The organism is Burkholderia metallica (assembly GCF_001718555.1).
Taxonomy (GTDB): Bacteria; Pseudomonadota; Gammaproteobacteria; order Burkholderiales; family Burkholderiaceae; genus Burkholderia; species Burkholderia metallica.
In genome coordinates, this window is sequence record NZ_CP013401.1 from 2,820,491 (window position 1) to 2,844,492 (window position 24,002).

At 67.7% G+C, this 24,002-nt stretch carries 26 protein-coding genes and 1 tRNA gene; 11 read left to right on the forward strand and 16 right to left on the reverse strand.

Features of this window, described 5'->3' with window-relative positions; genetic code table 11:
* Nucleotides 1-27: 27 nt before the first annotated feature.
* The 5 genes from WJ16_RS12715 to WJ16_RS12735 all read right to left on the reverse strand — a co-directional run bounded on the left by WJ16_RS12715 (nt 28) and on the right by WJ16_RS12735 (nt 5,423).
* The gene (locus WJ16_RS12715) at nt 28-1,344 is read right to left on the reverse strand and encodes a sulfate adenylyltransferase subunit 1 (protein ID WP_069257353.1); all 1,317 of its coding nucleotides are present in this window, start codon (nt 1,342-1,344) and stop codon (nt 28-30) included.
* Between the two features lie 29 nt (nt 1,345-1,373).
* Entirely contained in the window at nt 1,374-2,336 is a 963-nt protein-coding gene (gene cysD, locus WJ16_RS12720; protein ID WP_069257354.1) for a sulfate adenylyltransferase subunit CysD, read from the reverse strand.
* Nucleotides 2,337-2,411: 75 nt separating this feature from the next.
* Nucleotides 2,412-3,164, reverse strand: coding sequence for a phosphoadenylyl-sulfate reductase (locus tag WJ16_RS12725; protein ID WP_069257355.1), 753 nt, complete (start codon nt 3,162-3,164; stop codon nt 2,412-2,414).
* Nucleotides 3,161-3,718: a DUF934 domain-containing protein gene (locus WJ16_RS12730; protein ID WP_069257356.1), complete on the reverse strand. Its 558-nt coding sequence runs from the start codon at nt 3,716-3,718 to the stop codon at nt 3,161-3,163. The genes WJ16_RS12725 and WJ16_RS12730 overlap by 4 nt, the downstream gene beginning before the upstream one ends.
* Before the next feature lie 25 nt (nt 3,719-3,743).
* Entirely contained in the window at nt 3,744-5,423 is a 1,680-nt protein-coding gene (locus tag WJ16_RS12735) for a nitrite/sulfite reductase (RefSeq protein ID WP_069257357.1), read from the reverse strand.
* A 216-nt stretch (nt 5,424-5,639) separates the two neighbouring features.
* Here WJ16_RS12735 and WJ16_RS12740 point away from each other — a divergent pair, with 216 nt between their 5' ends.
* From WJ16_RS12740 to WJ16_RS35280, 4 genes are all read left to right on the forward strand, one after another.
* Nucleotides 5,640-6,581 (forward strand): CysB family HTH-type transcriptional regulator, encoded by a 942-nt coding sequence (locus WJ16_RS12740; RefSeq protein WP_014896306.1) that lies wholly within the window; start codon nt 5,640-5,642, stop codon nt 6,579-6,581.
* 64 nt (nt 6,582-6,645) lie between these two features.
* Nucleotides 6,646-7,803, forward strand: coding sequence for an ABC transporter substrate-binding protein (locus WJ16_RS12745; protein WP_069257358.1), 1,158 nt, complete (start codon nt 6,646-6,648; stop codon nt 7,801-7,803).
* A gap of 95 nt (nt 7,804-7,898) precedes the next feature.
* Nucleotides 7,899-7,983 (forward strand) — tRNA-Leu (locus WJ16_RS12750).
* A gap of 145 nt (nt 7,984-8,128) precedes the next feature.
* Nucleotides 8,129-8,299: a hypothetical protein gene (locus WJ16_RS35280; protein ID WP_167375371.1), complete on the forward strand. Its 171-nt coding sequence runs from the start codon at nt 8,129-8,131 to the stop codon at nt 8,297-8,299.
* A gap of 27 nt (nt 8,300-8,326) precedes the next feature.
* Here the strand turns inward: WJ16_RS35280 and WJ16_RS12755 are convergent, their stop codons facing one another.
* On the reverse strand, nt 8,327-9,229 hold the full coding sequence (locus tag WJ16_RS12755; RefSeq protein WP_069257359.1) for a LysR family transcriptional regulator: 903 nt from the start codon (nt 9,227-9,229) through the stop codon (nt 8,327-8,329).
* Between the two features lie 117 nt (nt 9,230-9,346).
* Between WJ16_RS12755 and WJ16_RS12760 the strand changes: the two genes are divergently transcribed.
* Nucleotides 9,347-10,084, forward strand: a complete 738-nt coding sequence (locus WJ16_RS12760) for an SDR family oxidoreductase (RefSeq protein WP_069257360.1) — start codon at nt 9,347-9,349, stop codon at nt 10,082-10,084.
* Between the two features lie 118 nt (nt 10,085-10,202).
* Here the strand turns inward: WJ16_RS12760 and WJ16_RS12765 are convergent, their stop codons facing one another.
* A complete protein-coding gene (locus WJ16_RS12765; RefSeq protein ID WP_069258052.1) occupies nt 10,203-11,093 on the reverse strand; it encodes an alpha/beta fold hydrolase in 891 nt (296 codons plus the stop codon).
* A gap of 105 nt (nt 11,094-11,198) precedes the next feature.
* Between WJ16_RS12765 and WJ16_RS12770 the strand changes: the two genes are divergently transcribed.
* The gene (locus WJ16_RS12770) at nt 11,199-12,095 is read left to right on the forward strand and encodes a LysR family transcriptional regulator (RefSeq protein WP_069257361.1); all 897 of its coding nucleotides are present in this window, start codon (nt 11,199-11,201) and stop codon (nt 12,093-12,095) included.
* A 40-nt stretch (nt 12,096-12,135) separates the two neighbouring features.
* Here the strand turns inward: WJ16_RS12770 and WJ16_RS12775 are convergent, their stop codons facing one another.
* From WJ16_RS12775 to copC, 4 genes are all read right to left on the reverse strand, one after another.
* Complete coding sequence (locus WJ16_RS12775; protein WP_069257362.1) at nt 12,136-13,056, reverse strand: LysR family transcriptional regulator; 921 nt, start codon at nt 13,054-13,056, stop codon at nt 12,136-12,138.
* 168 nt (nt 13,057-13,224) lie between these two features.
* A complete protein-coding gene (locus tag WJ16_RS12780; RefSeq protein WP_069257363.1) occupies nt 13,225-13,998 on the reverse strand; it encodes an SDR family oxidoreductase in 774 nt (257 codons plus the stop codon).
* A 183-nt stretch (nt 13,999-14,181) separates the two neighbouring features.
* Nucleotides 14,182-14,682, reverse strand: coding sequence for a DinB family protein (locus tag WJ16_RS12785; protein ID WP_069257364.1), 501 nt, complete (start codon nt 14,680-14,682; stop codon nt 14,182-14,184).
* Nucleotides 14,683-14,745: 63 nt separating this feature from the next.
* On the reverse strand, nt 14,746-15,120 hold the full coding sequence (gene copC / locus WJ16_RS12790) for a copper homeostasis periplasmic binding protein CopC (protein WP_069257365.1): 375 nt from the start codon (nt 15,118-15,120) through the stop codon (nt 14,746-14,748).
* Between the two features lie 115 nt (nt 15,121-15,235).
* Between copC and WJ16_RS12795 the strand changes: the two genes are divergently transcribed.
* Nucleotides 15,236-15,937: a pseudouridine synthase gene (locus tag WJ16_RS12795; protein WP_069257366.1), complete on the forward strand. Its 702-nt coding sequence runs from the start codon at nt 15,236-15,238 to the stop codon at nt 15,935-15,937.
* A gap of 105 nt (nt 15,938-16,042) precedes the next feature.
* A complete protein-coding gene (locus WJ16_RS12800; protein WP_069257367.1) occupies nt 16,043-16,231 on the forward strand; it encodes a hypothetical protein in 189 nt (62 codons plus the stop codon).
* Here the strand turns inward: WJ16_RS12800 and WJ16_RS12805 are convergent.
* Nucleotides 16,214-17,251: an NAD-dependent epimerase/dehydratase family protein gene (locus tag WJ16_RS12805; RefSeq protein WP_069257368.1), complete on the reverse strand. Its 1,038-nt coding sequence runs from the start codon at nt 17,249-17,251 to the stop codon at nt 16,214-16,216. The two genes, WJ16_RS12800 and WJ16_RS12805, sit on opposite strands and share 18 nt — an antisense overlap.
* Before the next feature lie 108 nt (nt 17,252-17,359).
* Between WJ16_RS12805 and WJ16_RS12810 the strand changes: the two genes are divergently transcribed.
* The 3 genes from WJ16_RS12810 to WJ16_RS12820 all read left to right on the forward strand — a co-directional run bounded on the left by WJ16_RS12810 (nt 17,360) and on the right by WJ16_RS12820 (nt 20,339).
* Nucleotides 17,360-18,391 carry a CDP-6-deoxy-delta-3,4-glucoseen reductase gene (locus tag WJ16_RS12810; RefSeq protein ID WP_069257369.1) on the forward strand — a complete coding sequence of 344 codons (1,032 nt, stop codon included), beginning with the start codon at nt 17,360-17,362 and terminating at the stop codon, nt 18,389-18,391.
* Between the two features lie 294 nt (nt 18,392-18,685).
* Nucleotides 18,686-19,870, forward strand: a complete 1,185-nt coding sequence (locus WJ16_RS12815; protein ID WP_069257370.1) for an acetylornithine transaminase — start codon at nt 18,686-18,688, stop codon at nt 19,868-19,870.
* 13 nt (nt 19,871-19,883) lie between these two features.
* The gene (locus tag WJ16_RS12820) at nt 19,884-20,339 is read left to right on the forward strand and encodes a GNAT family acetyltransferase (RefSeq protein ID WP_069257371.1); all 456 of its coding nucleotides are present in this window, start codon (nt 19,884-19,886) and stop codon (nt 20,337-20,339) included.
* A 24-nt stretch (nt 20,340-20,363) separates the two neighbouring features.
* Here WJ16_RS12820 and WJ16_RS12825 read toward each other — a convergent pair whose 3' ends face one another.
* From WJ16_RS12825 to WJ16_RS12840, 4 genes are all read right to left on the reverse strand, one after another.
* The gene (locus WJ16_RS12825; RefSeq protein ID WP_069257372.1) at nt 20,364-21,035 is read right to left on the reverse strand and encodes a DUF2278 family protein; all 672 of its coding nucleotides are present in this window, start codon (nt 21,033-21,035) and stop codon (nt 20,364-20,366) included.
* 273 nt (nt 21,036-21,308) lie between these two features.
* Entirely contained in the window at nt 21,309-22,025 is a 717-nt protein-coding gene (locus WJ16_RS12830) for an ABC transporter ATP-binding protein (RefSeq protein WP_069257373.1), read from the reverse strand.
* Nucleotides 22,025-22,801, reverse strand: a complete 777-nt coding sequence (locus WJ16_RS12835) for an ABC transporter ATP-binding protein (protein ID WP_069257374.1) — start codon at nt 22,799-22,801, stop codon at nt 22,025-22,027. Before WJ16_RS12835 ends, WJ16_RS12830 begins: the two co-directional genes overlap by 1 nt.
* A gap of 23 nt (nt 22,802-22,824) precedes the next feature.
* Nucleotides 22,825-23,994 (reverse strand): ABC transporter permease subunit, encoded by a 1,170-nt coding sequence (locus WJ16_RS12840; protein ID WP_069257375.1) that lies wholly within the window; start codon nt 23,992-23,994, stop codon nt 22,825-22,827.
* Nucleotides 23,995-24,002 lie beyond the last annotated feature (8 nt).

A 24,002-nucleotide genomic window follows, 5' to 3' on the forward strand; every position in this document is an offset into this window, starting at 1 on the left:
CCGCCGCGAAGCGGCGCGGTTGCCCGGTTACGCCGAGAACGCCCGGATCATCCCTGCGGCGACCGTATGATGCGTCGCCTCGTCGATCAGCACGAACGCACCGGTACCCGGGTGCGCGTCGTACGTGTCGCACACGATCGGCTTCTGCAGCGTCAGCGCGACGCGGCCGATGTCGTTCATCTTCAGTTCCTGGCGGTCGGTCGCGTGCGACAGCGTGTGCACGTCGAGCACCTGCTTCACGCCGCCGATCTTCGCGAACACCGTGCTCGTGGTCTGCTTCAGCAGGTACTTGCGCTGCGGCGACAGCGGCGTCTCGTCGAACCAGCACAGATCGGCTTCGAGCTTCTTCGCCGGCTCGACCGGCTCGCCGGACGTGACGAACATGTCGCCGCGCGACACGTCGACGTCTTCCGCGAGACGGACCGTCACGGTCTGGCCCGCGAACGCGTGCTCGACCGACGCGGTGCCGCCCGGTACCGGCGCGATGATCTCGGCGACCGTCGCCGTGCGGTTCGACGGCAGCACGACGATTGCGTCGCCGACCTTCACTTCGCCCGACTCGATCCGGCCCATGTAGCCGCGGAAATCGTCGGCCGAGCTGCCGTCCTGGCGCGCGACCCACTGCACCGGGAAGCGCAGCGCGTCGTGCGCCTGCGTCTCGACCGGCAGCGATTCGAGCACGTCGAGCAGCGGCTCGCCCGCATACCACGGCATGCGCTCGCTCGCGCCGACGATGTTGTCGCCCTTCAGCGCCGACACCGGCACGAAACGCACGTCGGTCAGGCCGAGCTGCTTCGCGAGCGTGACGTACGCATCGCGGATCTCGTTGAAGCGCGCTTCGCTGTAGTCGACGAGGTCCATCTTGTTGATCGCGACGATCACGTGCTGCAGCGCGAGCAGCTTGACGATCGCGCTGTGGCGCTTGGTCTGCGGCAGCAGGTCGGCGATGCCGTTCTCGACCGTCACGCGCGTCGCGTCGATCAGGATGATCGCCGCGTGCGCGGTCGATGCGCCCGTCACCATGTTGCGCGTGTACTGCTCGTGGCCCGGCGTGTCGGCGATGATGAACTTGCGCTTCGCGGTCGCGAAGTAGCGGTACGCGACGTCGATCGTGATGCCCTGCTCGCGCTCGGCTTCGAGGCCGTCGGTCAGCAGCGCGAGGTCGAGCTCGTCGCCGACCGTGCGCTTGTTCTTCGCGCGCGACAGCGCGGACAGCTGGTCGGACAGCACGGCCTTGCTGTCGTACAGCAGGCGGCCGATCAGCGTGCTCTTGCCGTCGTCGACGCTGCCCGCGGTGATGAAGCGCAACACGCCGAGGTCTTCGGTGTTCTCGATGATGCTCATGATGTGAATGTCCTCGTGACTCGTGTGCTTCAGAAATAACCTTGCTTCTTGCGCTGTTCCATCGCGGCTTCGGATGCCTGGTCGTCCATCCGGGTCGCGCCGCGCTCGGTGATCTCGGTCACCGCCGTCTCGGCGATGATCTTCTCGACGTCGTCCGCGTCGCTCTCGACCGGGCACGTGCAGGAAATGTCGCCGACCGTGCGGAAGCGCACCTGCGCGAGTTCGCTCGTCTCGCCGTCACGCATCGGCGTGAGCGGCGTGACGGGCACCAGCAGCCCGTTGCGGCGCACGATCTCGCGCTGGTGCGCGTAGTAGATCGACGGCAGTTCGAGGTTCTCGCGCGCGATGTACTGCCACACGTCGAGCTCGGTCCAGTTCGAGATCGGGAACACGCGCAGGTGCTCGCCCTTGTGCAGGCGCGCGTTGTACAGGCTCCACAGTTCCGGGCGCTGCGCCTTCGGGTCCCACTGGCCGAATTCGTCGCGGAACGAGAAGATCCGCTCCTTCGCACGCGCCTTCTCTTCGTCGCGGCGCGCGCCGCCGATCAGCGCCGTGTAGCCGTGCTGCTCGATCGTCTCGAGCAGCGTGACGGCCTGCGCGGCATTGCGCGAATCGGTTTCGCGGCGCAGCACGACCGTGCCGCGCTTGATCGAATCCTCGACGTGGCCGACCACCAGCTCGGCGCCGAGTTCTTTCGCACGGCGATCGCGGAAGTCGATCACTTCTTCGTAGTTGTGGCCCGTGTCGATGTGCACGAGCGGGAACGGCAGCGTCGTCTTGCGGTTCGCGCCGAGGCCGAACGCCTTCAGCGCCAGATGCAGCACGACGACCGAATCCTTGCCGCCCGAGAACAACAGCGCCGGCTTGCTGCATTCGGCGACCAGTTCACGCAGGATGTGGATCGACTCGGCTTCGAGCCAGTCGAGGTGGCCCATGCGGCTGTCGGCGCCGGTGGGCGGGGCAAAGGCGGATTGCTCGAGCGTCGTGCTCATGATTTCAGTCCTTCTCTTCTGGGTTCGTGCCGCCCGCTGTCGCAGGCGGCGCAATATTCAGTTTCTTGTCGGCTTTCAGTGCGCGGCGCCGGCTTCGGCATTCGCGGGAATCGGCGTGATCGTCGTGATGTGCAGCCCGCATTCCTTCGTGTCGCGCGACTCCCACCACCAGCGGCCCGCGCGGCTGTCCTCGCCGGGGCGGATCGCTCGCGTGCACGGCTCGCAGCCGATGCTCGGGTAGCCGCGCGCATGCAGCGGATTCACCGGCACGTCAAACGCGTCAAGGTACTCCCACACGTCGCTTTCCGTCCAGTCGGCGAGCGGGTTGTACTTCGCGATCCCACGCGCTTCGTCCTGCTCTTCCTCGTGCAGCTCGGCACGCGTGACCGACTGCTCGCGGCGCTGGCCCGTGACCCACGCGCCGACGTCGGCGAGCGCGCGGTTCAGCGGCTCGACCTTGCGGATGTGGCAGCACGACTTGCGCAGCTCGACGCTCTCGTAGAACGCGTTCAGGCCGTGCTCGGCGACGTACCGGTCGACCGCGTCCTGCTGCGGATGAAACTGCTCGATCTCGTAGCCGTAGCGTTCGCGCACGCGGTCGATCATGCCGAGCGTTTCCGCGTGCAGGCGGCCCGTGTTCAGCGAGAAGATGCCGATCCGCACGCCCTTCGACAGAATCGCGTGCGTCAGCAGCATGTCTTCGGCCGCGAGGCTGCTTGCGAACTTCACCTTGTCGTGACGGGCGCCGATCTGCGCGAGCAGCGCGTCGAGGCGCTCGACCTTCGCGGCGAGCTCCGGCGTCAGCGTGGTGGCGGTCGCGGTGCTCATGCGCCCACCTTTGCTTCGGACGTCGCTACGTCGGCCGACGCGGCACGGCGGCGGAACAGCGGTTCCGGCTGGTCGAACGCGCCCTGATAACGCTGCGTGAATTCCGTGAACGCGTTCAGCGCGTCGTGGATGTCCTTGTCGGCGCGCACCGCGAACGCGTCGAAACCGCAACGCGACATGTACAGCAACTGGTCGCGCAGCACGTCGCCGATCGCGCGCAGCTCGCCCGTCCAGCCGTGGCGCTCGCGCAGCAGGCGCGCGATGCTGTAGCCGCGGCCGTCCGCGAAGCGCGGGAAGTCGACCGCGATCAGCGCGATCGCGCCGAAGTCGGCCACGAGATCGGCCGGTTCGCTGTCCGGCGCGAGCCACACGCCGAGCTCGTCCTTCGTCTTCGCGGCGACGAGCGCCGCGCGCTCGGCCTGCCACAACGCGAACGGCACCAGCACCTTGCCGGCCGGCAACGCGTCGACCGCGGGCAGCGCGCCGTCTTCCGCCGCGCGCACGACCTGCCATGCATCGTCGATCACTGCACGGTTCTTGATAATCGAAGCCATCTGCTAGTTCCTTCTACCCGGTTGGTTACGCGTTCACCGTCTGGCGCGCCGCATACACGCGCTCCTTGAACGGCGCGATGCCGATGCGATCGTACGTGTCGACGAAGCGCTCGCCGTCGACGCGCGATTCGACGAACGTGTCGATCAGCTTCGCGATCACGTCGGGCACCTCTTCCGCCGAGAACGACGGCCCGATCACGCGGCCGAGGCGCGCGCCGTTGCGGCCCGTGCCCTGCTCGCCGCCGAGCGACACCTGGTACCACTCGGCGCCGTCCTTGTCGACGCCGAGGATGCCGATGTTGCCGACGTGGTGGTGACCGCACGAGTTCATGCAACCGGAAATGTTCAGCGACAGGTCGCCGAGATCGTACACATAGTCGAGATCGTCGAAACGCTGCTGGATCGCCAGCGCGATCGGGATCGACTTCGCGTTCGCGAGCGAGCAGAAGTCGCCGCCCGGGCACGCGATGATGTCGGTCAGCAGGCCGATGTTCGGCGTCGCGAAACCGGCCGCCTTCGCCTTTTCCCACAACGCGTACAGGTCGCGCTTCTTCACGTTCGCGAGAATCAGGTTCTGCTCGTGCGACACGCGCAGCTCGCCGAACGAATACGCGTCGGCCCAGTCGGCCACCAGGTCCATCTGCTGGTCGGTCGCGTCGCCCGGGGCGACGCGGTGATCCTTCAGCGACAGCGTGACGGCCGCGTAGCCGGCCACCTTGTGAGGCGCGACGTTGCGCTCGACCCAGCGCGCGAACGCCTTGTTCTCGAGCAGGTGCTGTTCGAACGATGCGTCGGTGTCGGCCAGCTTTTCGTAGACGGGCGGCTGGAAGTACTGCGACACGCGATCGACTTCCGCCTGCGTGAGCGTCGACGGGCCGTCCTTCAGGTGCTGCCACTCTTCCTCGACCTGCTGCGCGAACTTCGCGGGCGACAGCGCCTTCACGAGAATCTTGATGCGCGCCTTGTACAGGTTGTCGCGGCGGCCGTACCGGTTGTACACGCGCAGCACGGCTTCGCAGTAGGTGAGCAGGTGCTGCCACGGCAGGTCTTCCTTGATCACCGCGCCGATGATCGGCGTACGGCCGAGGCCGCCGCCCGCGAGGATGCTCGCGACCACCTCGCCCTGCGCGTTCTTCTTCAGGTACACGCCGAGGTCGTGGATCTGCACGGCCGCACGGTCGTCCTTCGAGCCCGACACCGCGATCTTGAACTTGCGCGGCAGCCATGCGAATTCGGGATGGAACGTCGACCACTGGCGCAGGATTTCCGACCACGGACGCGGATCGATCTCTTCGTCCTGGGCCACGCCGGCGAACTGGTCGGCCGTGATGTTGCGGATGCAGTTGCCCGACGTCTGGATGCCGTGCATCTGCACCGACGCGAGCTTCGCGAGGATCTCGGGCGTCTCTTCGAGCTTGATCCAGTTGAACTGGATGTTCGAGCGGGTCGAGAAGTGGCCGTAGCCGCGGTCGTGTTCGCGGGCGATGCGCGCCAGCATCCGGAGCTGGTCGCTGCGCAGGTTGCCGTACGGAATCGCGATGCGGTGCATGTACGCGTGGCGCTGCATGTACAGGCCGTTCTGCAGGCGCAGCGGGCGGAACTCGTCTTCGCTCAACTCGCCCGACAGCCGGCGGCGCACCTGATCGCGGTACTGCGCGACACGCTCGTCGACGATCGTCTGGTCGTATTGGTCGTACTGATACATTCGGGGACCCCAGGGTTTTCGTGGTGACCGCGCGACGTCCTAGCCACGTCGCGCCCGAATCTCCGTTCCGCCGCGTCACACCCGCCATCCGCGGCCGGGTGGATTGCTAATGACGAAAACAGATATCCATATTTGAAAAACTCCGGTGAATCGTAATAAACTCGCCTTATATTTCAAACGACTAAAAAATTCTGTTGATATGCGGAAGGGTTATAAATGAACCTGCACCAATTTCGCTTCGTGCGCGAGGCCGTCCGGCAGAATTTCAATCTCACCGAAGCCGCCAAGGCGCTCTACACGTCGCAACCGGGGGTGTCGAAGGCGATCATCGAGCTCGAGGACGAGCTGGGCGTCGAGATCTTCACGCGGCACGGCAAGCGCGTGCGCTCGCTCACCGAGCCGGGCAGGATCATCCTCGCGTCGGTCGAGCGGATTCTTCAGGAGGTTGAAAGCCTTAAAAGGGTCGGGAAAGATTACGCGGCGCAGGATCAGGGCAACCTGACCATCGCGGCGACCCACACCCAGGCCCGCTACTCGCTGCCCGCCGCGATCGCCGAATTCAAGAAGCGCTTCCCGAAGGTGCATCTGTCGATCCTGCAGGGCAGCCCGACGCAGGTGGCCGAGATGGTGATCCACGACCAGGCCGATCTCGCGATCGCGACCGAGGCGATCTCCGACTACAAGGAACTCGTGTCGCTGCCCTGCTTCCAGTGGCACCACGCAGCCGTCGTGCCGGCCGATCACCCGCTGCTCGAACGCAAGCCGGTCACGCTCGACGATCTCGCGCAGTACCCGCTGATCACGTACGACGACGCGTTCGCAGGCCGCAAGAAGATCAACCACGCGTTCGCGCTGCGCGGGCTGTCGCCGGACATCGTGCTCGAGGCGATCGACGCCGACGTGATCAAGACCTACGTCGAACTCGGCCTCGGCGTCGGGATCATGGCCGACATCGCGTTCAACCCGGAGCGCGACCGCAACCTGCGGCTGATCCCGGTCGGCCACCTGTTCGGCAGCAACGTGACGCGGGTCGCGCTCAAGCAGGGCGCCTATCTGCGCAGCTATGTGTATACGCTGGTCGAACTGCTGTCGCCGACGCTGAACCGCAAGCTGATCGAACAGGCGCTCAAGGGCGAATCCGAATCGTACGAGCTTTGACCTGCAGGTATAAACACAGGGGCGCATATCGCGCCCCTTTTTGCTGCCCGACGGAGATTCCCGCATGACGCTTCCCGCCCTGTTGCGCCGCGCCGCCGGCGCCGCCCTCGTGCTGGCCTGCGCGGCCGCGCACGCCGACCTGAAAGTCGGCGTCGACCTGTCGTCGACCGGCCCCGCCGCCGCGATCGGCATCACGAGCAAGAACGCGATCCTGATGTGGCCGAAGACGATCGCCGGGCAGCCCGTGCAGGTGACGGTGCTCGACGATGCGTCCGACCCGGGCACCGCGGTGCGCAACATCCGCAAGCTGGTGGACGAGGATCACGTCGACGTCGTGGTCGGGCCGAACATCACGCCGGCCGCGCTCGCGGCGCTCGACGCGGTGGCCGCCGGGCAAACGCCGATGATCACGCTGGTCGGCTCCGGCGCGATCGTCGAGCCGCAGGAAGGCGCGCGGACCTGGGCGTTCAAGATGGCGCAGAGCGACCGCGCGATGGCCGACGTGATGACGCGCTACATGGCCAACCACGGCGTGAAGACGGTCGGCTTCATCGGTTTCGCGGACAGCTACGGCGACAGCTGGCTGAACGAGTTCACGCGCTTCGCGGAGCTGCGCAAGATCCGCGTCGTCGCGACCGAGCGCTTCAACCGCACCGATGCGAGCGTCACGGGCCAGGCGCTGAAGCTGATCGCCGCGAAACCCGACGCGATCCTGATTGCCGGCTCGGGCACGCCGGCCGTGCTGCCGCAGCGCACGCTGATCGAACGCGGCTACAAGGGCCCGGTCTACCAGACGCACGGGATCGCGACGCCGGAATTCATCAAGCTCGGCGGCAAGGACGTCGACGGGACGCTGTTCCCGACGCAGCCGGTGGTCGTGGCGCGCACGCTGCCGGCCGACCATCCGGCCCGCAAGGCGGCGCTCGCGTTCGTCGACGCGTACGAGGCGAAGTACGGCGCCGGCACGGTCACGCAGTTCGCGGGCGATGCGGCGGGCGTCTACCCCCGCCTCGCCGACGCGGTCGGCCGTGCGCTGAAGACCGCGCAGCCCGGCACGCCGGCGTTCCGTGCGGCGCTGCGCCGCGAGCTCGAACGCGCGCACGAACTCGTCGTGCCGAACGGCGTCGTCAATACGAGCGACAAGGATCACGTCGGGCTCGACCAGCGCGCGAGCGTAATGGGGGCCGTCAAGCAGGGCCGGTTCGTCTACCTGAGCCAGTAACGCGCGCGGCCGGCATCCGGCAGCTTGCCCGGCGCCGCGATTTCGGACATAATCCGCGTTTCGCCGCGCACGGTCGCATGCGCGGCCACGAACAAGCCCAGGTGGTGAAATTGGTAGACGCAGGGGACTCAAAATCCCCCGCCGCAAGGCGTGCCGGTTCGATTCCGGCCCTGGGCACCAGCATGCTCGCAGCGTAAAGCGCTGCGCCTCCGAAACCCGCGCAAGCTCGCCGCTTCGCGGGTTTTTGTTTTTCCGCCCGCACTGCAACGCGTGCCCTGGCGCAGCAGTCCAACCGTCATGAGAAGGCACGGCTCGGAGGCACGCGATGTCCATCCGCATGCGTTCATTCCGGCTCTGGCGCCGCGGACTCGCCGTGGCGCTGGCGCTGCTCTTGCTGGGCGGATGCGACGTCCTGACCGCGCCGCCCGTCCCCGACTGGCCGGGCCCGCACGCACCCTATCCGTTCCCGGACAACATCCCGCATCGCACCGAGTGAATCGCCGACACGGCCGGCCGCCCCGGCTCAGCCCGTCAGCTCCCGCACGAAATCGAGAAACACGCGCACCTTCGCGGAAACAAGTTGGGACGCGTGGTGATACGCGTAGAGCGGAAACGTCTCGTCCGTCCATTCCGGCAACAGCAGCACCAGCCGCCCGTCGGCGAGGATGTCGCGCGCATAGAGTTCCAGCAGCTGCGCGATCCCCGCGCCGGCAACGCACGCACCGAGCAGCATGCCCGTATCGTTGACCATCAGCCGGCCGGCGGCGTCGAACGGCACCACCTCGTTGCCGCGATGGAATTCCCATTCGAACGGGCGCCCCGTCACCGGGTCGCGGATCAGCACGCAGCGATGCCCGTCCGCGAGATCCCGCGGATGCCTCGGCTCGCCGTGACGCGCGACATAGGCCGCCGACGCGCAGGTGAGCACGCGCGTTTGCAGCAGCAGCCGCGCACGATACGACGACGGTTCCGGAACGCCGAACCGCACGGCCACGTCGAAGCCGTCGGCGACGAGGTCGCCCATCCGGTCGCGCACGCTCACCTCGACGGACAGCTCGGGAAAGCGGTCGAGAAACTCCGCCATCCTCGGCGCCAGCACGTAGTGGCCGAAGGTCGCGTCGACGTTGACGCGCAGCCGCCCCCTGACACGCGCCTTCGACTGGCCGGCATCGATCGCCGCGTCCTCGATGCCGGCCAGCAGCGGCGCGACCGCTTCATAGAAGCGCCGGCCTTCATCGGTCAGCGTGATCGCGCGCGCCGTCCGGTTGAAGATCCGGATGCCGACGCGCTCCTCCAGCCGGGCGACGGCCCGACTCACCGCCGGCTGCGTCAACCCCATCGCCTCGCCGGCACGCGCGAAGGTGCCGGCCTCGATCACCGCGGAGAGCACGCCGATACCGCTCAAAAGCCTGCTGTCGAATGCCATGAGACATACTTTTCGTCATTCTTGATCTGATCATTATTCATTATTTTTATTGATCGAGACAGCCTACATTTGTCCTGTCGCCGGATCGCCCGGCACTCACGAATCAAGGAGCAGGACATGAGCACATCGGAACGGGTCGCCGTCGTCACGGGTTCGTCGCGCGGCATCGGCGCGGAAATCGCCCGCCGTCTGGCGCGCGACGGATTCAAGGTCGTCGTGAACTATGCCGGCGGCGCCGGCCCGGCGAAGGCCGTGGTCGACGCGATCGCCGCCGACGGCGGCACGGCCGTCGCGATCCAGGCGGACGTCGCCGAGCCGGCGGCCGTGGCCGCCCTGTTCGATGCGGCCGAGCAGGCGTTCGGCCGTATCGACGTGGTCGTCAACAGCGCGGGCGTGATGAAGCTCGCGCCCCTCGCCGAATTCGACGACGCCGCCTTCGACCAGACCGTCGCGATCAACCTGAAGGGCGCCTTCAACGTCAGCCGCGAGGCGGCGAAGCGCGTGCGCGAAGGCGGCCGCATCGTCAACCTGACATCGAGCGTGATCGGCATGCGGCTACCGACCTACGGCGTGTACATCGCGACCAAGGCCGCGGTCGAGGGCATGACGCAGGTGCTCGCGCAGGAAATGCGCGGCCGCGGCATCAGCGTGAACGCGGTCGCACCGGGGCCGGTGGCCACCGAGCTGTTCCTGCAGGGCAAGAGCGCCGAACTCGTCGACCGGATGGCGAAGCTGAACCCGCTCGAGCGCCTCGGCCAGCCCGCGGACATCGCCAGCGTCGTCGCGTTCCTCGCCGGCCCCGACGGTGCATGGGTCAACGGCCAGATCCTGCGCGCCAACGGCGGCATGTGCTGAGCCACCGCCTGCGACGACCCTCTTCCGCCGCGAGATGGGCAGGAGCATCGGCCTCGCCAACCTGCTCGCGGCCCGCGTCGGCGGCCGATCCGCGATGCGCCGGCCGCGTCGGCGCGCATCAGCCGTGCTCGCAGAACCCGAGGATCGCGTCGGCGACCGCCGCCGGCGCCTCGCGCTGCGGAAAGTGGCCGACGCCGTCCAGCACCTGCCGCTCGTAGCGCCCCGCAAAGAACCGCTCGCGCCCGGCCGAACCGTCCGGATGATTGCAGGTGTCCGCGCCACCGTGCAGCACGAGCGTCGGCAGCGCGAGCACCGGCGCGGGATTCAGCCGCGCATCGTCGTCGGCATAGGCCGGCGCGCCCGGTGCGAATCCCCACCGATGCCGGTACGAATGCAGCACGACGTCGATCCAGTCGGGCCCGTCGAATGCCGCGGCGGCCGCGTCGAAATCGCCGTCGCGATACCAGCCCGGCGGCGACCACGTATCCCACATCAGACGGGCGAACGCGCGGCGATCGTCGCGCAACGCCTGCTCGCCGCGCGGCGTCGCCATGAACCAGTGATACCAGTAGTTGCGCGCCTGCAGCAGCGACAGCGGCTGCCCGGGATCGTTGGTGCCGTACCCGACCGACAGCATCACGAGATGCGACGCGGCGCCGTCGCTCAACCCGCACGCGTTCGCGGCCGCCCGCGCGCCCCAGTCGTGCCCGACCAGCACGGGCCGCTCGATGCCGAGCGCGGCGACGAAGTCGAGCAGGTCGCGTCCGAGCGCCGCAAGCTGACCGCTGCGCGGGATCGATGCGTCGCGAAAGCGGGTCGGCGCAAAGCCGCGCAGCGCGGGCGCCAGCACGCGGTAGCCGCGCGCGGCGAGCGCCCCCGCCACCGCGCTCCAGCCAATCGGGCTGTCCGGCCAGCCGTGCAGCAGCACGGCCACGCGCTCGCCGCGCGGGTTCCATTCGAGATAGGCAATGTCGAGCGACGCAGTCGTCGCATGCGCATAGGTCGTCATCGTGCACTCCGTCGGGTCGTCCGAGTGCACGATGGTAGGCCGACCTATCATCACGATTCACGGAGTATTATGGTTCATTCTTCGAGTATTGCGTTGAATTGATCCATGGAACCGCTGACCGATCCCGCGTCGACCGCGCTCGACATCACGCTGCTGCGCACCTTTATCGAAGTCGTCGACAGCCGCGGATTCGCGCCGGCCGCGGAGCGGCTCGCACTGACGCCGTCCGCCGTCAGCGGCCACATCAAGCGGCTCGAACAGGCGGCCGGCGCGGTGCTGCTCGCGCGCACGACACGCCGCCTCGCGCTGACGCCGGCCGGCGACACGCTGTACGCATACGCACGCAACATCGTCGACATGGAGCGCGAAGTGCGCGCGAAGCTGCGCGGCGCGCCGGCGCACGGGCCGCTGCGGGTCGGCGCATCCGAGGATTTCGCCGGCGCGTGGCTGCCGCACGTGCTGCGCACGTTTCGCGATCGCCACCCGCGCACGTCGATCGAGCTGAAGGTCGGGATCACCGCGTCGCTGCTGCGCGAGCAGACGCTCGGCCGGCTCGACGTCGTGTTCGGCAAGCAGTGCCGGCAGGTCGATACGCCGGGCGAACTGCTGTGGGAAGAGCCGCTCGTGTGGGCATTCGCATCGGACCGCACGCTCGATGCGGGCGGCGACGTGCCGCTCGCGCTGTTTCCGCAACCGTGCGTCTATCGCGAAGCCGCCGTCGCGGCCCTCGCCGCCGCGCTGCGGCCGTTTCGCGTGCTGTTCGAGAGCGGCAGCATGGCCGGCTGCGTGTCGGCCGCGCTCGCGGGCTTCGCGGTCACCGCGCTGGCGCGCAGCCAGCTGCGCGACGGCCTGCGCGAATGCGGGCCGCAGGACGGTCTGCCGGCGCTGCCGGCCGCGCGCTTCTATGCATTCGCGGCAAAGCCGGACGGCGCCGGCGCGGCATTGATCGACGCGGTGCGGGAAACCGGGCGCAGCCGGCGGTTCGGCACGCTGCCCGGCTGAACCTTGCGCGACGACACGCGGCGCAAACCGGCCGTGCCGGTCAGGCGCCCTCGCCGCCCTTCGTCAACGCGCTCGCCATCAGCTCCCCGAACCACTCGACGAACGCATTGAGCCGGCGCGAACGATGGCGCCGGTGCGGATACACGGCCGACACGTCCATCGGCGCGGCGCGGTGGCCGGGCATCACGTCGACGAGTACGCCGCTGTCGAGCAGATGCGCGACGTCGAAGCGCGGAATCTGGATCAACCCCATCCCGGCGATACAGGCGGCGATATAGGTTTCGGCGTTGTTGACGATCACGCGGCTCGGCAGCGCGAGCGTCTGCCGCTGGCCGTCCGTGCAGTATTCCCAGTCGAGTTCGCGCCCCGTCGTCGGCGACGCATAGCCGATCGCCCAGTGTCCGTGCGCGAGCGCATCCGGATGGTCGGGCACGCCGCATTCGCGCAGGTAGTCGGGGCTCGCGCAGTTGATCAGCGTGAACTGCCCGAGCGGCCGCACGACGAGGCTGCTGTCCGCGAGCCGCCCGACGCGGATCGCGCAGTCGACGCCCTCCTGCACCAGATCGATCGAACGGTCGGTCGAGCCGAGCGACAGTTGCAGCTTCGGGTAGCGGCGAAACAGCGACGGCAGCGCGGGCGCCACCACGCGGCGTGCAATCCGGCTCGGCACGTCGACGTTCAGCCGGCCGATCACGTCGCGCTCGCGGCGGCGGAACAGGCGATCGAGGTCGTCGGCTTCCGCGAGCAGACGCCGGCCGCGTTCGACCAGCAGCGCGCCGTCGGCGGTGAGTTGCACCTGGCGAGTCGTGCGATGCAGGAGCCGCGTGCCAAGCGCCGTCTCGAGCTGCTGGACGGCCGCCGACACGGTTGCGCGCGGCACGTCGAGCGCGTGCGCGGCCTTGATGAAGCTGCCCATCTCGGCAACCTGCAGGAAGATTCTGACCTGATCCAGCTTGTCCATCGGCGGGGAGCGGGGGTTCGGACGATCGTCGTCGCCGCCGGCCGTCGCGCGTCGCGGCGGTGCCTGACGGCACAGGAAAAACGGGCGCGCAGCCGCGAGGCCGGGCGCCCGTCCATTGTCCACGCAAACGCGCCATTACGGTACGCCGCGCGGCCCGTTGTGTGGCGGTTACTTGGTCGTGTAGCCGCCGTTGATCAGGATCGTCTGGCCGGTGATCCACCAGCCGTCGGTGACGAGATGGCGGATGAACGGCACGACGTCCTCGATGTCGGTCAGGCCCGTCTTGCTGAACGGCGACAGCGCGGCGGCCGTCTTGTGATACGCGACCGCATCGGCGCCTTCGGCCGGATAGAAGAACGGCGTGTCCATCGGGCCCGGGCCGACGGCCGTCACCGAGATCCCGCGCGCACCGTATTCCTTCGACGCCGCGCGCGTGAAATGCTCGACCGGCGCCTTCGATCCTTCGTAGGCCGCATAGAACGGCGTGAACGCGCCGAGCAGCGACGTCACGAGCGTGACGAGCTTGCCGTGATCCTCGAGGTGCCGCCCCGCTTCCTTGATGAAGAAGAACGCCGACTTGCTGTTGACCGCGAACATCTCGTCGTACTCGGCCTCGCTGATCTCGGTGAACGGCTTCTTCAGCACCTTGCCGACCGTGTTGATCGCGATGTCGATCTTGCCGAAGCGCTGCTTCGCATCGTCGAACAGCTTTTCGACTGCGGCGGCCGTCGTCAGGTCGCCCTGGAACGTCGCGGCTTCCGCGCCGGCCGCGCGCACCGCGGCGGCCGTCTCCTCGGCCTGCGCGTGCGATGCGGCGCTGTTGTAGTGGATCGCCACCGCCTTCGCGCCGTGGCTCGCCAGGTCCCGGGCGATCAGGCCGCCGAGATTCTTTGCGCCGCCTGCGATCAGGACGACCTTGTCTGCCAGCGTATGAGTGGCCACGGTTGACTCCTTTTTTCGTTGAACGAAGCTAGGAGTGTAGGCACGCGCGACGCACCGGTCAGCCAGTCGCGGCTGGATGGATTATCCAGAAAAACGACCCAATCGAAGCCGCGCAAAGTAGCGTGCCGCACCGACAACCGCGCCCGAATCTGCGATGAGTCGCCTGCGCGAATGCCGGCCGGCTCAGCGCGCGTACAGCGCAGCGTCGATCTTGCCGAGCAGCCACTGCATGCCGGCCAGATGCTGCTGGTCGTGGCTGCACAGGTAGTGAAGGAGCCCGCGCACGGTCAGCGAACCGTAGCCGTCGAACCTGCCGGTGCGCGCGAGCTGTTCGGGCGTGAGGCGCGACACGAGATCCAGCGTCTCGCGCCGCGCGTCGCGGATCGCCGCGAGTACGTCGGACGCATACGCGTCGTTGTAGCGGCGCTCGATCGCGAGCGCGTCGCCGTCGATCGACACGAGCAGCGGATCGTCTTCGTCGAGCATCCGCCGCAGCCGCACGTGATAGCCGTCGATCTCGATGTCGCGCACGTGGCACAACTGCCCGAGCGGCGAGAAGTGTTCGCTCGGGATCCCGGCCCAGTCGTCGGGCGTCCAGCGCGCGTAGCCGTCGGGGACGGCCGCGAAATGGGCTTCGAGCTGACGGGGGAAATCGGCGAGTGCGTCGAGCGTCGTCGGATTCATGCGGGACTCCCTGTCGGATAGGGGCGGCGGCAGCCCTGGCACGGGCCTGCCGGCGCCGTTGCGTCACTTCACGGTGAAGCCGTACGCGCCCTGCGTGCGATGCCCGTCGGTCGCGACGGCCACCCATTTCACCGTGTAGGCGCCCGCGCCGAGCGCGGTGAGCGGCACCGTCATCCGCTTGCGATTCGACGCGTCGACGCGTGCCCGGCCGTCGGACACCGTCTTGCCGCCGCCGTCGACGACGACGATCGAGCTGAACGCCGGCTCCAGCGGCTCGGTGAAGTCGATCGTGACGGCGGCCGGTGCGGCGGCCGCCACCGCACCCGCGGCCGGGTCGCTCTTCGCGAGGTGCGCGTGTGCGAACGCGGCCGACGAGAGGGTCGCGGCGGCGATGACGGCGGCGGCCTGGCGGCCGAACGGGAACGAAGCGAAAGGCATGGACTTTCCGTGAAAAATGAACGGGCGCCGCGCCCCCGCGCGGCGTACCGGCAGCTTACCAGTGCAGGCGGGTTCATGCCGACCCTCCGCCGCCGCTTGATAGAATGCGCGCGCTATGGATCTCGAAAGCATTCTCTACACCCAGGGCTTCGGCTCGCGCCGCCAGTGCCGCGGCCTGATCGAAGCGGGCCGCGTCGCCGTGGCGGGCGCCGGCGCGACCGACCCCGACGCCGCGTTCGACACCGACGGCCTCGTGTTCTCGGTCGACGATACCGCGTGGCCGTTCCACGCGCGCGCGTATCTCGCGCTCAACAAGCCGGCCGGCTACGAGTGTTCGCGCGATCCGCAACACCACGCGAGCGTGTTCAGCCTGCTGCCCGCGCCGCTCGTCGCGCGCGGCGTGCAGTGCGTCGGCCGGCTCGACCAGGACACCACGGGCCTGCTGCTGCTGTCCGACGACGGCCAGTTCGTGCACGCGTACACGTCGCCGAAGCGCAAGGTGCCGAAGACCTACGTCGCGACCGTGCGCCACCCGCTCGACGACACGCAGCTCGCCGCGCTGCGCACCGGCGTGCAGCTCCACGGCGAGCCGAAACCGATCGCGGCGCTCGCCGCCGACGCGCGCGACACGCACACGCTCGCGCTGACCGTTCTCGAAGGCAAGTACCACCAGGTCAAGCGCATGGTCGCGGCGGCGAGCAACCGCGTCGAAGCGCTGCATCGCGAAAGCATCGGCGGCTTCGCGCTGCCTGACGACCTCGCACCCGGCGCCTGGCGGTGGCTCGACGACGCCGACCTTGCTGCCCTGCGCAAGTAAGGGAAAATCCGCACGACCGTTCGAGGTTCGACCGCATCTCGACCGCAGGTTCCCCCGCTATACTGAAATCACAAGCTGTACGAGCAGCGATGCAGGGGAGACATCATGAACGCCAACCATACTTTCGAGCTGTCGTCGGTGATGATCGCGTTCGCGGTCATCGGTGTGATCGTGATCGGCGGGCTGCTGGCCGCGATGCACATGAAGCACAAATATCATCCGAACCTGATTGGCGCGCTGATCGGTGCGCTGCTGTGCTTCCTGCTGATCGAGGCGTTACCGGCGCTCACCTGACGCGCTGCCCGGCGCGAGCGTTTGAAGGAAATCGTCTACGGTCGGATAGCGCAACGTCACGCACAATTCGGCCTTGAGCCGTGTGTTGGACAGGCGTCGCGACTCGCGCATGAACGACAGCAGCGTCGGTTCGAGCTGACGCTCGGCGTCCGCACGGCTGATGCGCGGCGGCTTCGGCAGGCCGAGCGCCTGCGCGACCCGGTCGAAATACTCCCCCATCCGCAGTTCGCTGTCGTCCGACGCGTGCACGGCACGCGCCGGCCTGCCGCGTTCGGCCGCACGGCGCAGGATCGCCGCGAGATCGTCCGCGTGGATGTGGTTCGTGTAGACGTCGTCGGCCGGCTCGAGCGCCGGCGTGCCGCGCTCGAGCCGCGCGACCGGCAGACGGTTCGCCGCGTAGATGCCCGGAATGCGCACGATGCGCGCGGACAGCACGCCGCGCACCGTCGCCGCCCGCAGTTGCCGCTCGGCCGACACGCGCCGGAACGCACGCGGATTCGCGGGGCGCAGCGGGTGCGTTTCGTCGATGCGGGCCCCGCCGCAATCGCCGTATACGCCCGTCGTACTGGCGTAGACGAGCGTCGGCGCGCGAAGGCCGTCGGGTACAATACGCGCTCCCCGAACGGGCGCACCGGCCTGTCGGGTCGCGACGCGCAGCGTTCGAAGCCGGCCGATCGCCGGCGCCGGCGGTGCCGCCGGCCGTCGCGCGGGCATGCACGTTGCGGCGATCAGCGCACGCGTCCGGCGGTCGTCGCGCCCGTCGGCCTGCGGCGGCGCGAGATGCAGGATCGTGCGGGCGAGGCCCGCGACGCGGTCGAGCGTCGCCCGGCGATCGAGGTCGCCGACGATCGGTGTCGCGCCCGCGGCGCGCAGTTCGTCGCGGCGGGCCGGGTGGCTCGTCAGCGCGAAGATCCGCAGGTTGCGGCGCGTGTCGCGCCATTGCGCGACGCAGCGCATGCCGACGTCGCCGCAGCCGACGATCAGTGCGCGCGGCCGGCGCAGGATTCGAGTCGCGATCATGTTGGTTGCGAAATCAGTAGCCGCCGTTGCGCGACGCGCAACGGGCTTGCATTGTAGCTGCCGTGCTCGACATGCACGGTCCCCCACATCTTGTTCTAGTTTGGTTCTATGGCATTCAACGTCACTCTCAAGCAAAGCGGCCGGCAATTCCAGGTCGAGTCGGACGAAACCGTGCTGGCCGCCGCGCTGCGCCAGAACGTCCACTTGCCGTACGGCTGCAAGAACGGCGCGTGCGGCTCCTGCAAGGGCCAGATCGTGTCGGGCCAGATCGAACAGGGGCCGCACGCCGCATCGGCGCTGTCCAACGACGAGCGCACGCGCGGCCTCGCGCTGCTGTGCTGCTCGAAGGCGCAATGCGACCTCGAGATCGACGTGCGTGAAATCGCCGGCGTCGACGGCGTGCAGGTCAAGAAACTGCCGTGCCGGATCGCCGCGCTCGAGCGCAAGGCCGACGACGTGATGGTCGTGCGGCTGCAACTGCCCGCCAACGAACGCCTGCAGTATCTCGCGGGCCAGTACGTCGAGTTCATCCTGAAGGACGGCTCGCGCCGCAGCTACTCGATGGCGAACGCGCCGCACGAGGAAGGCCCGATCGAGCTGCACATCCGCCACATGCCGGGCGGCAAGTTCACCGACCACGTGTTCGGCGCGATGAAGGAGCGCGACATCCTGCGCTTCGAAGGCCCGCTCGGCACATTCTTCCTGCGCGAAGATTCCGACAAGCCGATCGTGCTGCTCGCGTCGGGCACGGGCTTCGCGCCGATCAAGGCGATCATCGAGCACGTGAAGCACATGGGCATCACGCGCCCGATGACGCTCTACTGGGGCGCGCGCCGCAAGAAGGACATCTACCTCGGCGAGCTGGCCGAGCAGTGGGCGCGCGAAATCCCGAATTTCAAGTACGTGCCGGTGCTCTCCGAGCCGGACGCCGGCGACCAGTGGACGGGCCGCACGGGCTTCGTCCATCGCGCGGTGATCGAGGATCTGCCCGACCTGTCGGGCCACCAGGTGTATGCGTGCGGCGCGCCGGTGATGGTCGAGTCCGCGCAGCGCGACTTCACGCAGCACCACGCGCTGCCGGCCGACGAGTTCTACGCGGACTCGTTCACGAGCGCCGCCGATCTCGCGCATCCGGTCTGAGCGCCGGGTGCGAGCGCGCCCCGCTGCGCGCCGCCGTGTCACATCCGTGGCATCGCGGCGGTTTACAGTGGGGCGCGGGATGCCTTATGCTTGCGCACATGAACTGCTTCCTGTCCGCCCTTCGACGTCGCCGCTCGCCGCTCCGCCCGGATGCCGCAGGCTCGTCACGGACTCGCGCGTAACCTCCACACTGCTTCACCGGTTACGCACAAGCTGTTCGAACCCATCAGCCACGGCCTTCCGTGGCTTTTTTATTGCCCGTTTCCCTTTCAACGTCCGCTGGAGTCTGCTGCCATGCCCCTAAACGATTATCCGATCGACTCGCTGATGTACATCACGAACCGCCCCGACATCGTGTTTACGCACGGCAAGGGCTCGTGGCTCTACGATCACACCGGCAAGCGCTATCTGGACTTCATCCAGGGCTGGGCCGTCAACAGCCTCGGCCACTGCAACGACGGCATCGTCGAAGCGCTGAAGACGCAGGCGGAAAAGCTGCTGAACCCGTCGCCGGCGTTCTACAACGAGCCGATGGCGAAGCTCGCGGGCCTGCTCACGCAGCACAGCGTGTTCGACAAGGTGTTCTTCACGAACAGCGGCGCGGAGGCGAACGAAGGCGCGATCAAGCTCGCGCGCAAGTGGGGCCGCAAGTTCAAGAACGGCGCGTACGAGATCATCACGTTCGACCATAGCTTCCACGGCCGCACGCTCGCGACGATGTCGGCGAGCGGCAAGCCGGGCTGGGACACGATCTACGCGCCGCAGGTGCCGGGCTTCCCGAAGGCCGAGCTGAACGACATCAACTCGGTCGAGAAGCTGATCACCGACAAGACCGTCGCGGTGATGCTCGAGCCGATCCAGGGCGAAGGCGGCGTGATTCCGGCCACGCGTGAATTCATGCAGGCGCTGCGCGCGCTGACGAAGCAGCACAACCTGCTGCTGATCGTCGACGAAGTGCAAAGCGGCTGCGGCCGCGCGGGCACGCTGTTCGCGTACGAGCTGTCCGGCATCGAGCCGGACGTGATGACGCTCGCGAAAGGCATCGGCGGCGGCGCCCCGCTCGGCGCGCTGCTGTCGAAGGCCGACGTCGCGGTGTTCGAGGCCGGCGACCAGGGCGGCACGTACAACGGCAACCCGCTGATGACGGCGGTCGGTTATTCGGTGATCTCGCAGCTCGTCGCACCCGGGTTCCTCGAAAGCGTGCGCGAGCGCAGCGAATACCTGAAGCGCAAGCTGCTCGAGCTGTCGGAGGAGCGCGGCTTCGAAGGCGAACGCGGCGAGGGCCTGCTGCGCGCGCTGCTGCTCGGCAAGGACATCGGCCCGCAGATCGTCGAGAAGGCGCGCGACATGCAGCCCGACGGCCTGCTGCTGAACGCCGCGCGGCCGAACCTGCTGCGCTTCATGCCCGCACTGAACGTGACGACCGAAGAAATCGACCAGATGATGGCGATGCTGCGGTCGATTCTCGATACGCTCTAAGGAGACCCCGCCGATGGATGCCGCCGCCGATGCCGCCGCAATCCGCCCGTTCGAGCGCGCCGACACCGAGGCCGTGCTCGCGGTCTGGCGCGACGCGTTCCCGCAGTACGAAGACGCGGACGCGCCGCCGCACCGCGATCCGCTGCGATCGATCGAGCTGAAGCTCGCGACGCAGCCGGAACTGTTCTTCGTCGCGACCAGCGGCGCACGCGTGGTCGGCACGCTGATGGCAGGTTTCGACGGGCATCGCGGCTGGCTCTACTCGTTCGGCGTATCGAACGACGCGCGTCGGCTCGGCATCGGCCGCGCGCTGATCGCGCATGCGGAACGCGCGCTCGCCGCGCGCGGCTGCCTGAAGATCAACCTGCAGGTGCTGCCCGGCAACGACGATGCGTGCCGCTTCTACGCGGCGCTCGGCTACCGCGTCGAGGAACGCATCTCGTTCGGCAAGACGCTGCCGGCCGCTTGAAGCAAAGGCCGGCAGCCGCACACCTCAGCGCGTGATCGGCCCCGCGCCCGGCAGCGGATTGCCGAGCGCGTCGGTCGGCACGGCCTGCTGCTCGAATGCGGCGAAATACGCGGCCCACTGCGTGTCGCTCACGCGTACGATCAACGCGCCGTCCTGCCAGATGTCGTTGTGATCGTTGTGGTCGTCGCCCGCGCGGTGCAGGTAGTTGGGGCCGATCGAACCCTGGTTCATGTGCGTATCGTGGATGCCGTTGCCTTCCGCATACGAGCGGCCGAACACGACGACGTCGAGCCCCTGCGACTGCGCATCGTTCACGAGCCGCAATAGCGACGGGATCGGCTCCGCGTGCTCGGTGCCGTCCATCACGGCGCTCGCGCGCCACGCGCCGGTTTCGTTCAGGATGTCGCTGCGCAGGTAATCGAGCGCGGGCAATGCAGTCTGCCCCGTCAGGTCCGTATAGCCTTCGGCCGCGGCCGCGAGCGTCTGCGTGATCGGGTGGTGGAAATCGTAGACGAGCTTGTAGTTCAGCAGGTCGTCCGCGTCGTTGGTGCCGACGTTGATCGCGACGTCCCAGTCGCCGCCCGGCAACGCGAGCGTCAGATGGACGTGATACTGGGTCTCGCTGCCGTGCTGCGAGCCCTTCAGCTTCGCCACCGATGTCACCTTCGCCTTCACGAAACCGTAGTCCAGACTCATGCGTGCTCTCCGTGTGCCGATCGGCCGTCGATGCTACACGGCCCGTGTGTCGGTTTGCGGGGGACGGGCGTCGGGCGACCGCCCCCGGCATTCCCGCGCCGCGTACGCGCCGCAACAGTCCAATGGAGTCGCACCCACCCGAACAAGTTCGCACCGAATTGCACGGCACGAAAAAAAAGCTGTCACGGCATCCCGTGACAGCTTTTCGAAAGCCCCGGTGCGACGCGCGCGGCACATGCCGCCACGCGTCACCGGGCCTGATCGTTCACCCGATTACTCGCCCAGATACGCGGCACGCACCTTCGGATCGTCGAGCATCTGCTTCGCATCGCCTTCCATCGTGACCATGCCCGAATCCATCACGTAGCCGCGGTCGGCCGCCTGCAGCGCGAGGCGCGCGTTCTGCTCGACGAGCAGCACCGTGATGCCCTCCTTCGAGATTTCACGCACCACTTCAAAGATCTTCTCGACCATGATCGGCGACAGGCCCATCGACGGCTCGTCGAGCAGCAGCAGCTTCGGCTTCGACAGGATCGCGCGCGACATCGCGAGCATCTGCTGCTCGCCGCCCGACAGCGTGCCCGCGAGCTGCGTCGCCCGCTCCTTCAGGCGCGGGAAGAAGCCGAACATGCGATCGACGTCCTTCTTGATCTGCTCTTTGTCGTTGCGCAGGTACGCGCCCATCTGCATGTTCTCGACGATCGACATCCGCGCGAAGATCCCGCGGCCTTCCGGCACCATCGCGAGGCCGCGCTTGAGCAGCTCGTGCGACGGCACGCCCTTGATCGACTTGCCGTCGTACTCGATGTCGCCCGCCGAATAAGCCTTGAGACCCGTGATCGCCTTCATCGTCGTGGTCTTGCCTGCGCCGTTCGCGCCGATCAGCGTCACGAGCTCGCCCTGACGGACTTCCATGTCAACGCCCTTGACGGCCTGGATGCCGCCGTAGTTGACCTGCAAGCCCTTGATTTTCAACATTGCCGCTGCCATCAGTGCACCCCTGCGCCGAGATATGCCTCAATCACCTTCGGATTCTTCTGCACGTCCTGCGGCAGACCCTCGGCGATCACCTTGCCGTAATCGAGCACCGTCATCCGGTTGCACAGCCCCATCACGAGCTTCACGTCGTGCTCGATCAGGAGAATCGTGCGGCCGTCCGAGCGGATCTTGTCGAGCAGGCGCGTGAGTTCGACCTTCTCGGTCGCGTTCATCCCGGCCGCCGGCTCGTCGAGCGCGAGCAGCTTCGGGTCGGTCGCGAGGGCCCGCGCGATTTCCAGCCGGCGCTGGTGGCCGTACGACAGGTTGCGCGACGTGTAATCGGCGTACTGCAACACGCCGACGTACTCGAGCAGCTCGATCGCGCGTTCCTTGATCTCGCGCTCTTCCTGGCGTTCGGCCGGCGTCTGGAACACCGCGCCGAGCAGCCCGTGCTTGGTGCGCACGTGGCGGCCCACCATCACGTTCTCGAGCGCCGTCATCCCGCCGAACAGGCGGATGTTCTGGAACGTGCGCGCGATGCCGGCCTTGGCCACCTGGTGCACGGCCGTCGGCGTGTAGTTCTCGCCGTCCAGCTTGAAGTCGCCGGAGTCCGGCGTGTAGAGGCCCGTGATCACGTTGAAGAACGTCGTCTTGCCGGCGCCGTTCGGGCCGATCAGCCCGTAGATCTCGCCTTCGCGGATCTGCAGACCAACGTCGGACAGTGCCTGCAGCCCGCCGAAGCGCTTGTTCACGCCCTGCACGGACAGTCGGATTTGCTTGTCGCTCATGTGTATATCCCCTTGTCCGTCGGTTAGGCGCGCACCGGCTTCTTGCTGTTGCGCTTCGCCAGCTTCGCGATCCTGTCCTCATGCTTCGGCGCGGGCCACAGGCCTTCCGAGCGGTACAGCATGATGACCACCATCGCGAGGCCGTACAGCGCCTGACGGATCACTTCCGTATCGACGACGTCATGACCGAACAGCGCGTGCTGCAGCGGGCTCATCGTCGAGCGCAGGAATTCCGGGAAGACCGCGAGCAGCACCGCGCCCAGGATCACGCCCGGGATGTGGCCCATCCCGCCGAGCACCACGCACGCGAGCACGACGATCGATTCCCAGAACGTGAACGACTCGGGCGACACGAAGCCCTGGAACGCACCGAACATCGCGCCCGACAGGCCGCCGAACGACGCGCCCATCGCGAATGCGAGCAGCTTCACGTTGCGGGTATTGATGCCCATCGCCTTCGCCGCGATTTCGTCTTCGCGAATCGCCGCCCATGCGCGACCGATACGCGAGTGCTGCAGGCGTGTACACACCCAGATCACCAGCAGCGCGCACAGCACGAACAGGTAGTAGTACATGTAGACCGACGGCAGCTGGAAGCCGAAGATCGAATGCGTCTGCGACAGGTTGAAGCCGCCGACGTGCACCGGATCGATGCCCGTGATCCCCTTCGGGCCGTTGGTGATGTTCACCGGACGGTCGAGGTTGTTCATGAAGATCCGGACGATTTCACCGAAGCCGAGCGTCACGATCGCCAGGTAGTCGCCGCGCAGGCGCAGCGTCGGCGCGCCGAGCAGGATCCCGAAGGTCGCCGCCAGCGCCATCGCGATCGGCACGATGATCAGGAACGGGATGTGCAGCCCGTTCGGCGCGAGCGCCGCGATCCACTCGAACTGCGACGTCAGGTGCGGCGAGCTCAGCAATGCCGCCGTGTAGGCGCCCACCGCGTAGAACGCGATATAGCCGAGGTCGAGCAGGCCGGCGAAGCCGACCACCACGTTCAGGCCCAGCGCGAGCATCACGTACAGCATCGCGAAGTCGAGCACGCGGACCCAGTAGTTGCCGCCGGCCGAGCCGATGATGATCGGCGCGGCGATCACGAAGGCGGCGGTCAGGATGCCGATGATGACGGTCTTGGCGGTATTGCGCTCTTCGACGAGCGACGTCGAGGATTCGATCGGTTGAATGGATGTCATGTTGTTTG

Bases quoted from the DNA above. Each gene is read 5' to 3' on its own strand.
- WJ16_RS12715 (WP_069257353.1), bottom strand. From the start codon at position 1,344: ATGAGCATCATCGAGAACACCGAAGACCTCGGCGTGTTGCGCTTCATC.
- WJ16_RS12830 (WP_069257373.1), bottom strand. From the start codon at position 22,025: ATGGCAGCGGCAATGTTGAAAATCAAGGGCTTGCAGGTCAACTACGGC.
- WJ16_RS12795 (WP_069257366.1), top strand. From the start codon at position 15,236: ATGGATCTCGAAAGCATTCTCTACACCCAGGGCTTCGGCTCGCGCCGC.
- WJ16_RS12835 (WP_069257374.1), bottom strand. From the start codon at position 22,801: ATGAGCGACAAGCAAATCCGACTGTCCGTGCAGGGCGTGAACAAGCGC.
- WJ16_RS12810 (WP_069257369.1), top strand. From the start codon at position 17,360: ATGGCATTCAACGTCACTCTCAAGCAAAGCGGCCGGCAATTCCAGGTC.
- WJ16_RS12785 (WP_069257364.1), bottom strand. From the start codon at position 14,682: ATGAATCCGACGACGCTCGACGCACTCGCCGATTTCCCCCGTCAGCTC.
- WJ16_RS12735 (WP_069257357.1), bottom strand. From the start codon at position 5,423: ATGTATCAGTACGACCAATACGACCAGACGATCGTCGACGAGCGTGTC.
- WJ16_RS12740 (WP_014896306.1), top strand. From the start codon at position 5,640: ATGAACCTGCACCAATTTCGCTTCGTGCGCGAGGCCGTCCGGCAGAAT.
- WJ16_RS12815 (WP_069257370.1), top strand. From the start codon at position 18,686: ATGCCCCTAAACGATTATCCGATCGACTCGCTGATGTACATCACGAAC.
- WJ16_RS35280 (WP_167375371.1), top strand. From the start codon at position 8,129: ATGTCCATCCGCATGCGTTCATTCCGGCTCTGGCGCCGCGGACTCGCC.
- copC (WP_069257365.1), bottom strand. From the start codon at position 15,120: ATGCCTTTCGCTTCGTTCCCGTTCGGCCGCCAGGCCGCCGCCGTCATC.
- WJ16_RS12770 (WP_069257361.1), top strand. From the start codon at position 11,199: ATGGAACCGCTGACCGATCCCGCGTCGACCGCGCTCGACATCACGCTG.
- WJ16_RS12800 (WP_069257367.1), top strand. From the start codon at position 16,043: ATGAACGCCAACCATACTTTCGAGCTGTCGTCGGTGATGATCGCGTTC.
- cysD (WP_069257354.1), bottom strand. From the start codon at position 2,336: ATGAGCACGACGCTCGAGCAATCCGCCTTTGCCCCGCCCACCGGCGCC.
- WJ16_RS12760 (WP_069257360.1), top strand. From the start codon at position 9,347: ATGAGCACATCGGAACGGGTCGCCGTCGTCACGGGTTCGTCGCGCGGC.
- WJ16_RS12725 (WP_069257355.1), bottom strand. From the start codon at position 3,164: ATGAGCACCGCGACCGCCACCACGCTGACGCCGGAGCTCGCCGCGAAG.
- WJ16_RS12730 (WP_069257356.1), bottom strand. From the start codon at position 3,718: ATGGCTTCGATTATCAAGAACCGTGCAGTGATCGACGATGCATGGCAG.
- WJ16_RS12825 (WP_069257372.1), bottom strand. From the start codon at position 21,035: ATGAGTCTGGACTACGGTTTCGTGAAGGCGAAGGTGACATCGGTGGCG.
- WJ16_RS12820 (WP_069257371.1), top strand. From the start codon at position 19,884: ATGGATGCCGCCGCCGATGCCGCCGCAATCCGCCCGTTCGAGCGCGCC.
- WJ16_RS12755 (WP_069257359.1), bottom strand. From the start codon at position 9,229: ATGGCATTCGACAGCAGGCTTTTGAGCGGTATCGGCGTGCTCTCCGCG.
- WJ16_RS12765 (WP_069258052.1), bottom strand. From the start codon at position 11,093: ATGACGACCTATGCGCATGCGACGACTGCGTCGCTCGACATTGCCTAT.
- WJ16_RS12805 (WP_069257368.1), bottom strand. From the start codon at position 17,251: ATGATCGCGACTCGAATCCTGCGCCGGCCGCGCGCACTGATCGTCGGC.
- WJ16_RS12840 (WP_069257375.1), bottom strand. From the start codon at position 23,994: ATGACATCCATTCAACCGATCGAATCCTCGACGTCGCTCGTCGAAGAG.
- WJ16_RS12775 (WP_069257362.1), bottom strand. From the start codon at position 13,056: ATGGACAAGCTGGATCAGGTCAGAATCTTCCTGCAGGTTGCCGAGATG.
- WJ16_RS12745 (WP_069257358.1), top strand. From the start codon at position 6,646: ATGACGCTTCCCGCCCTGTTGCGCCGCGCCGCCGGCGCCGCCCTCGTG.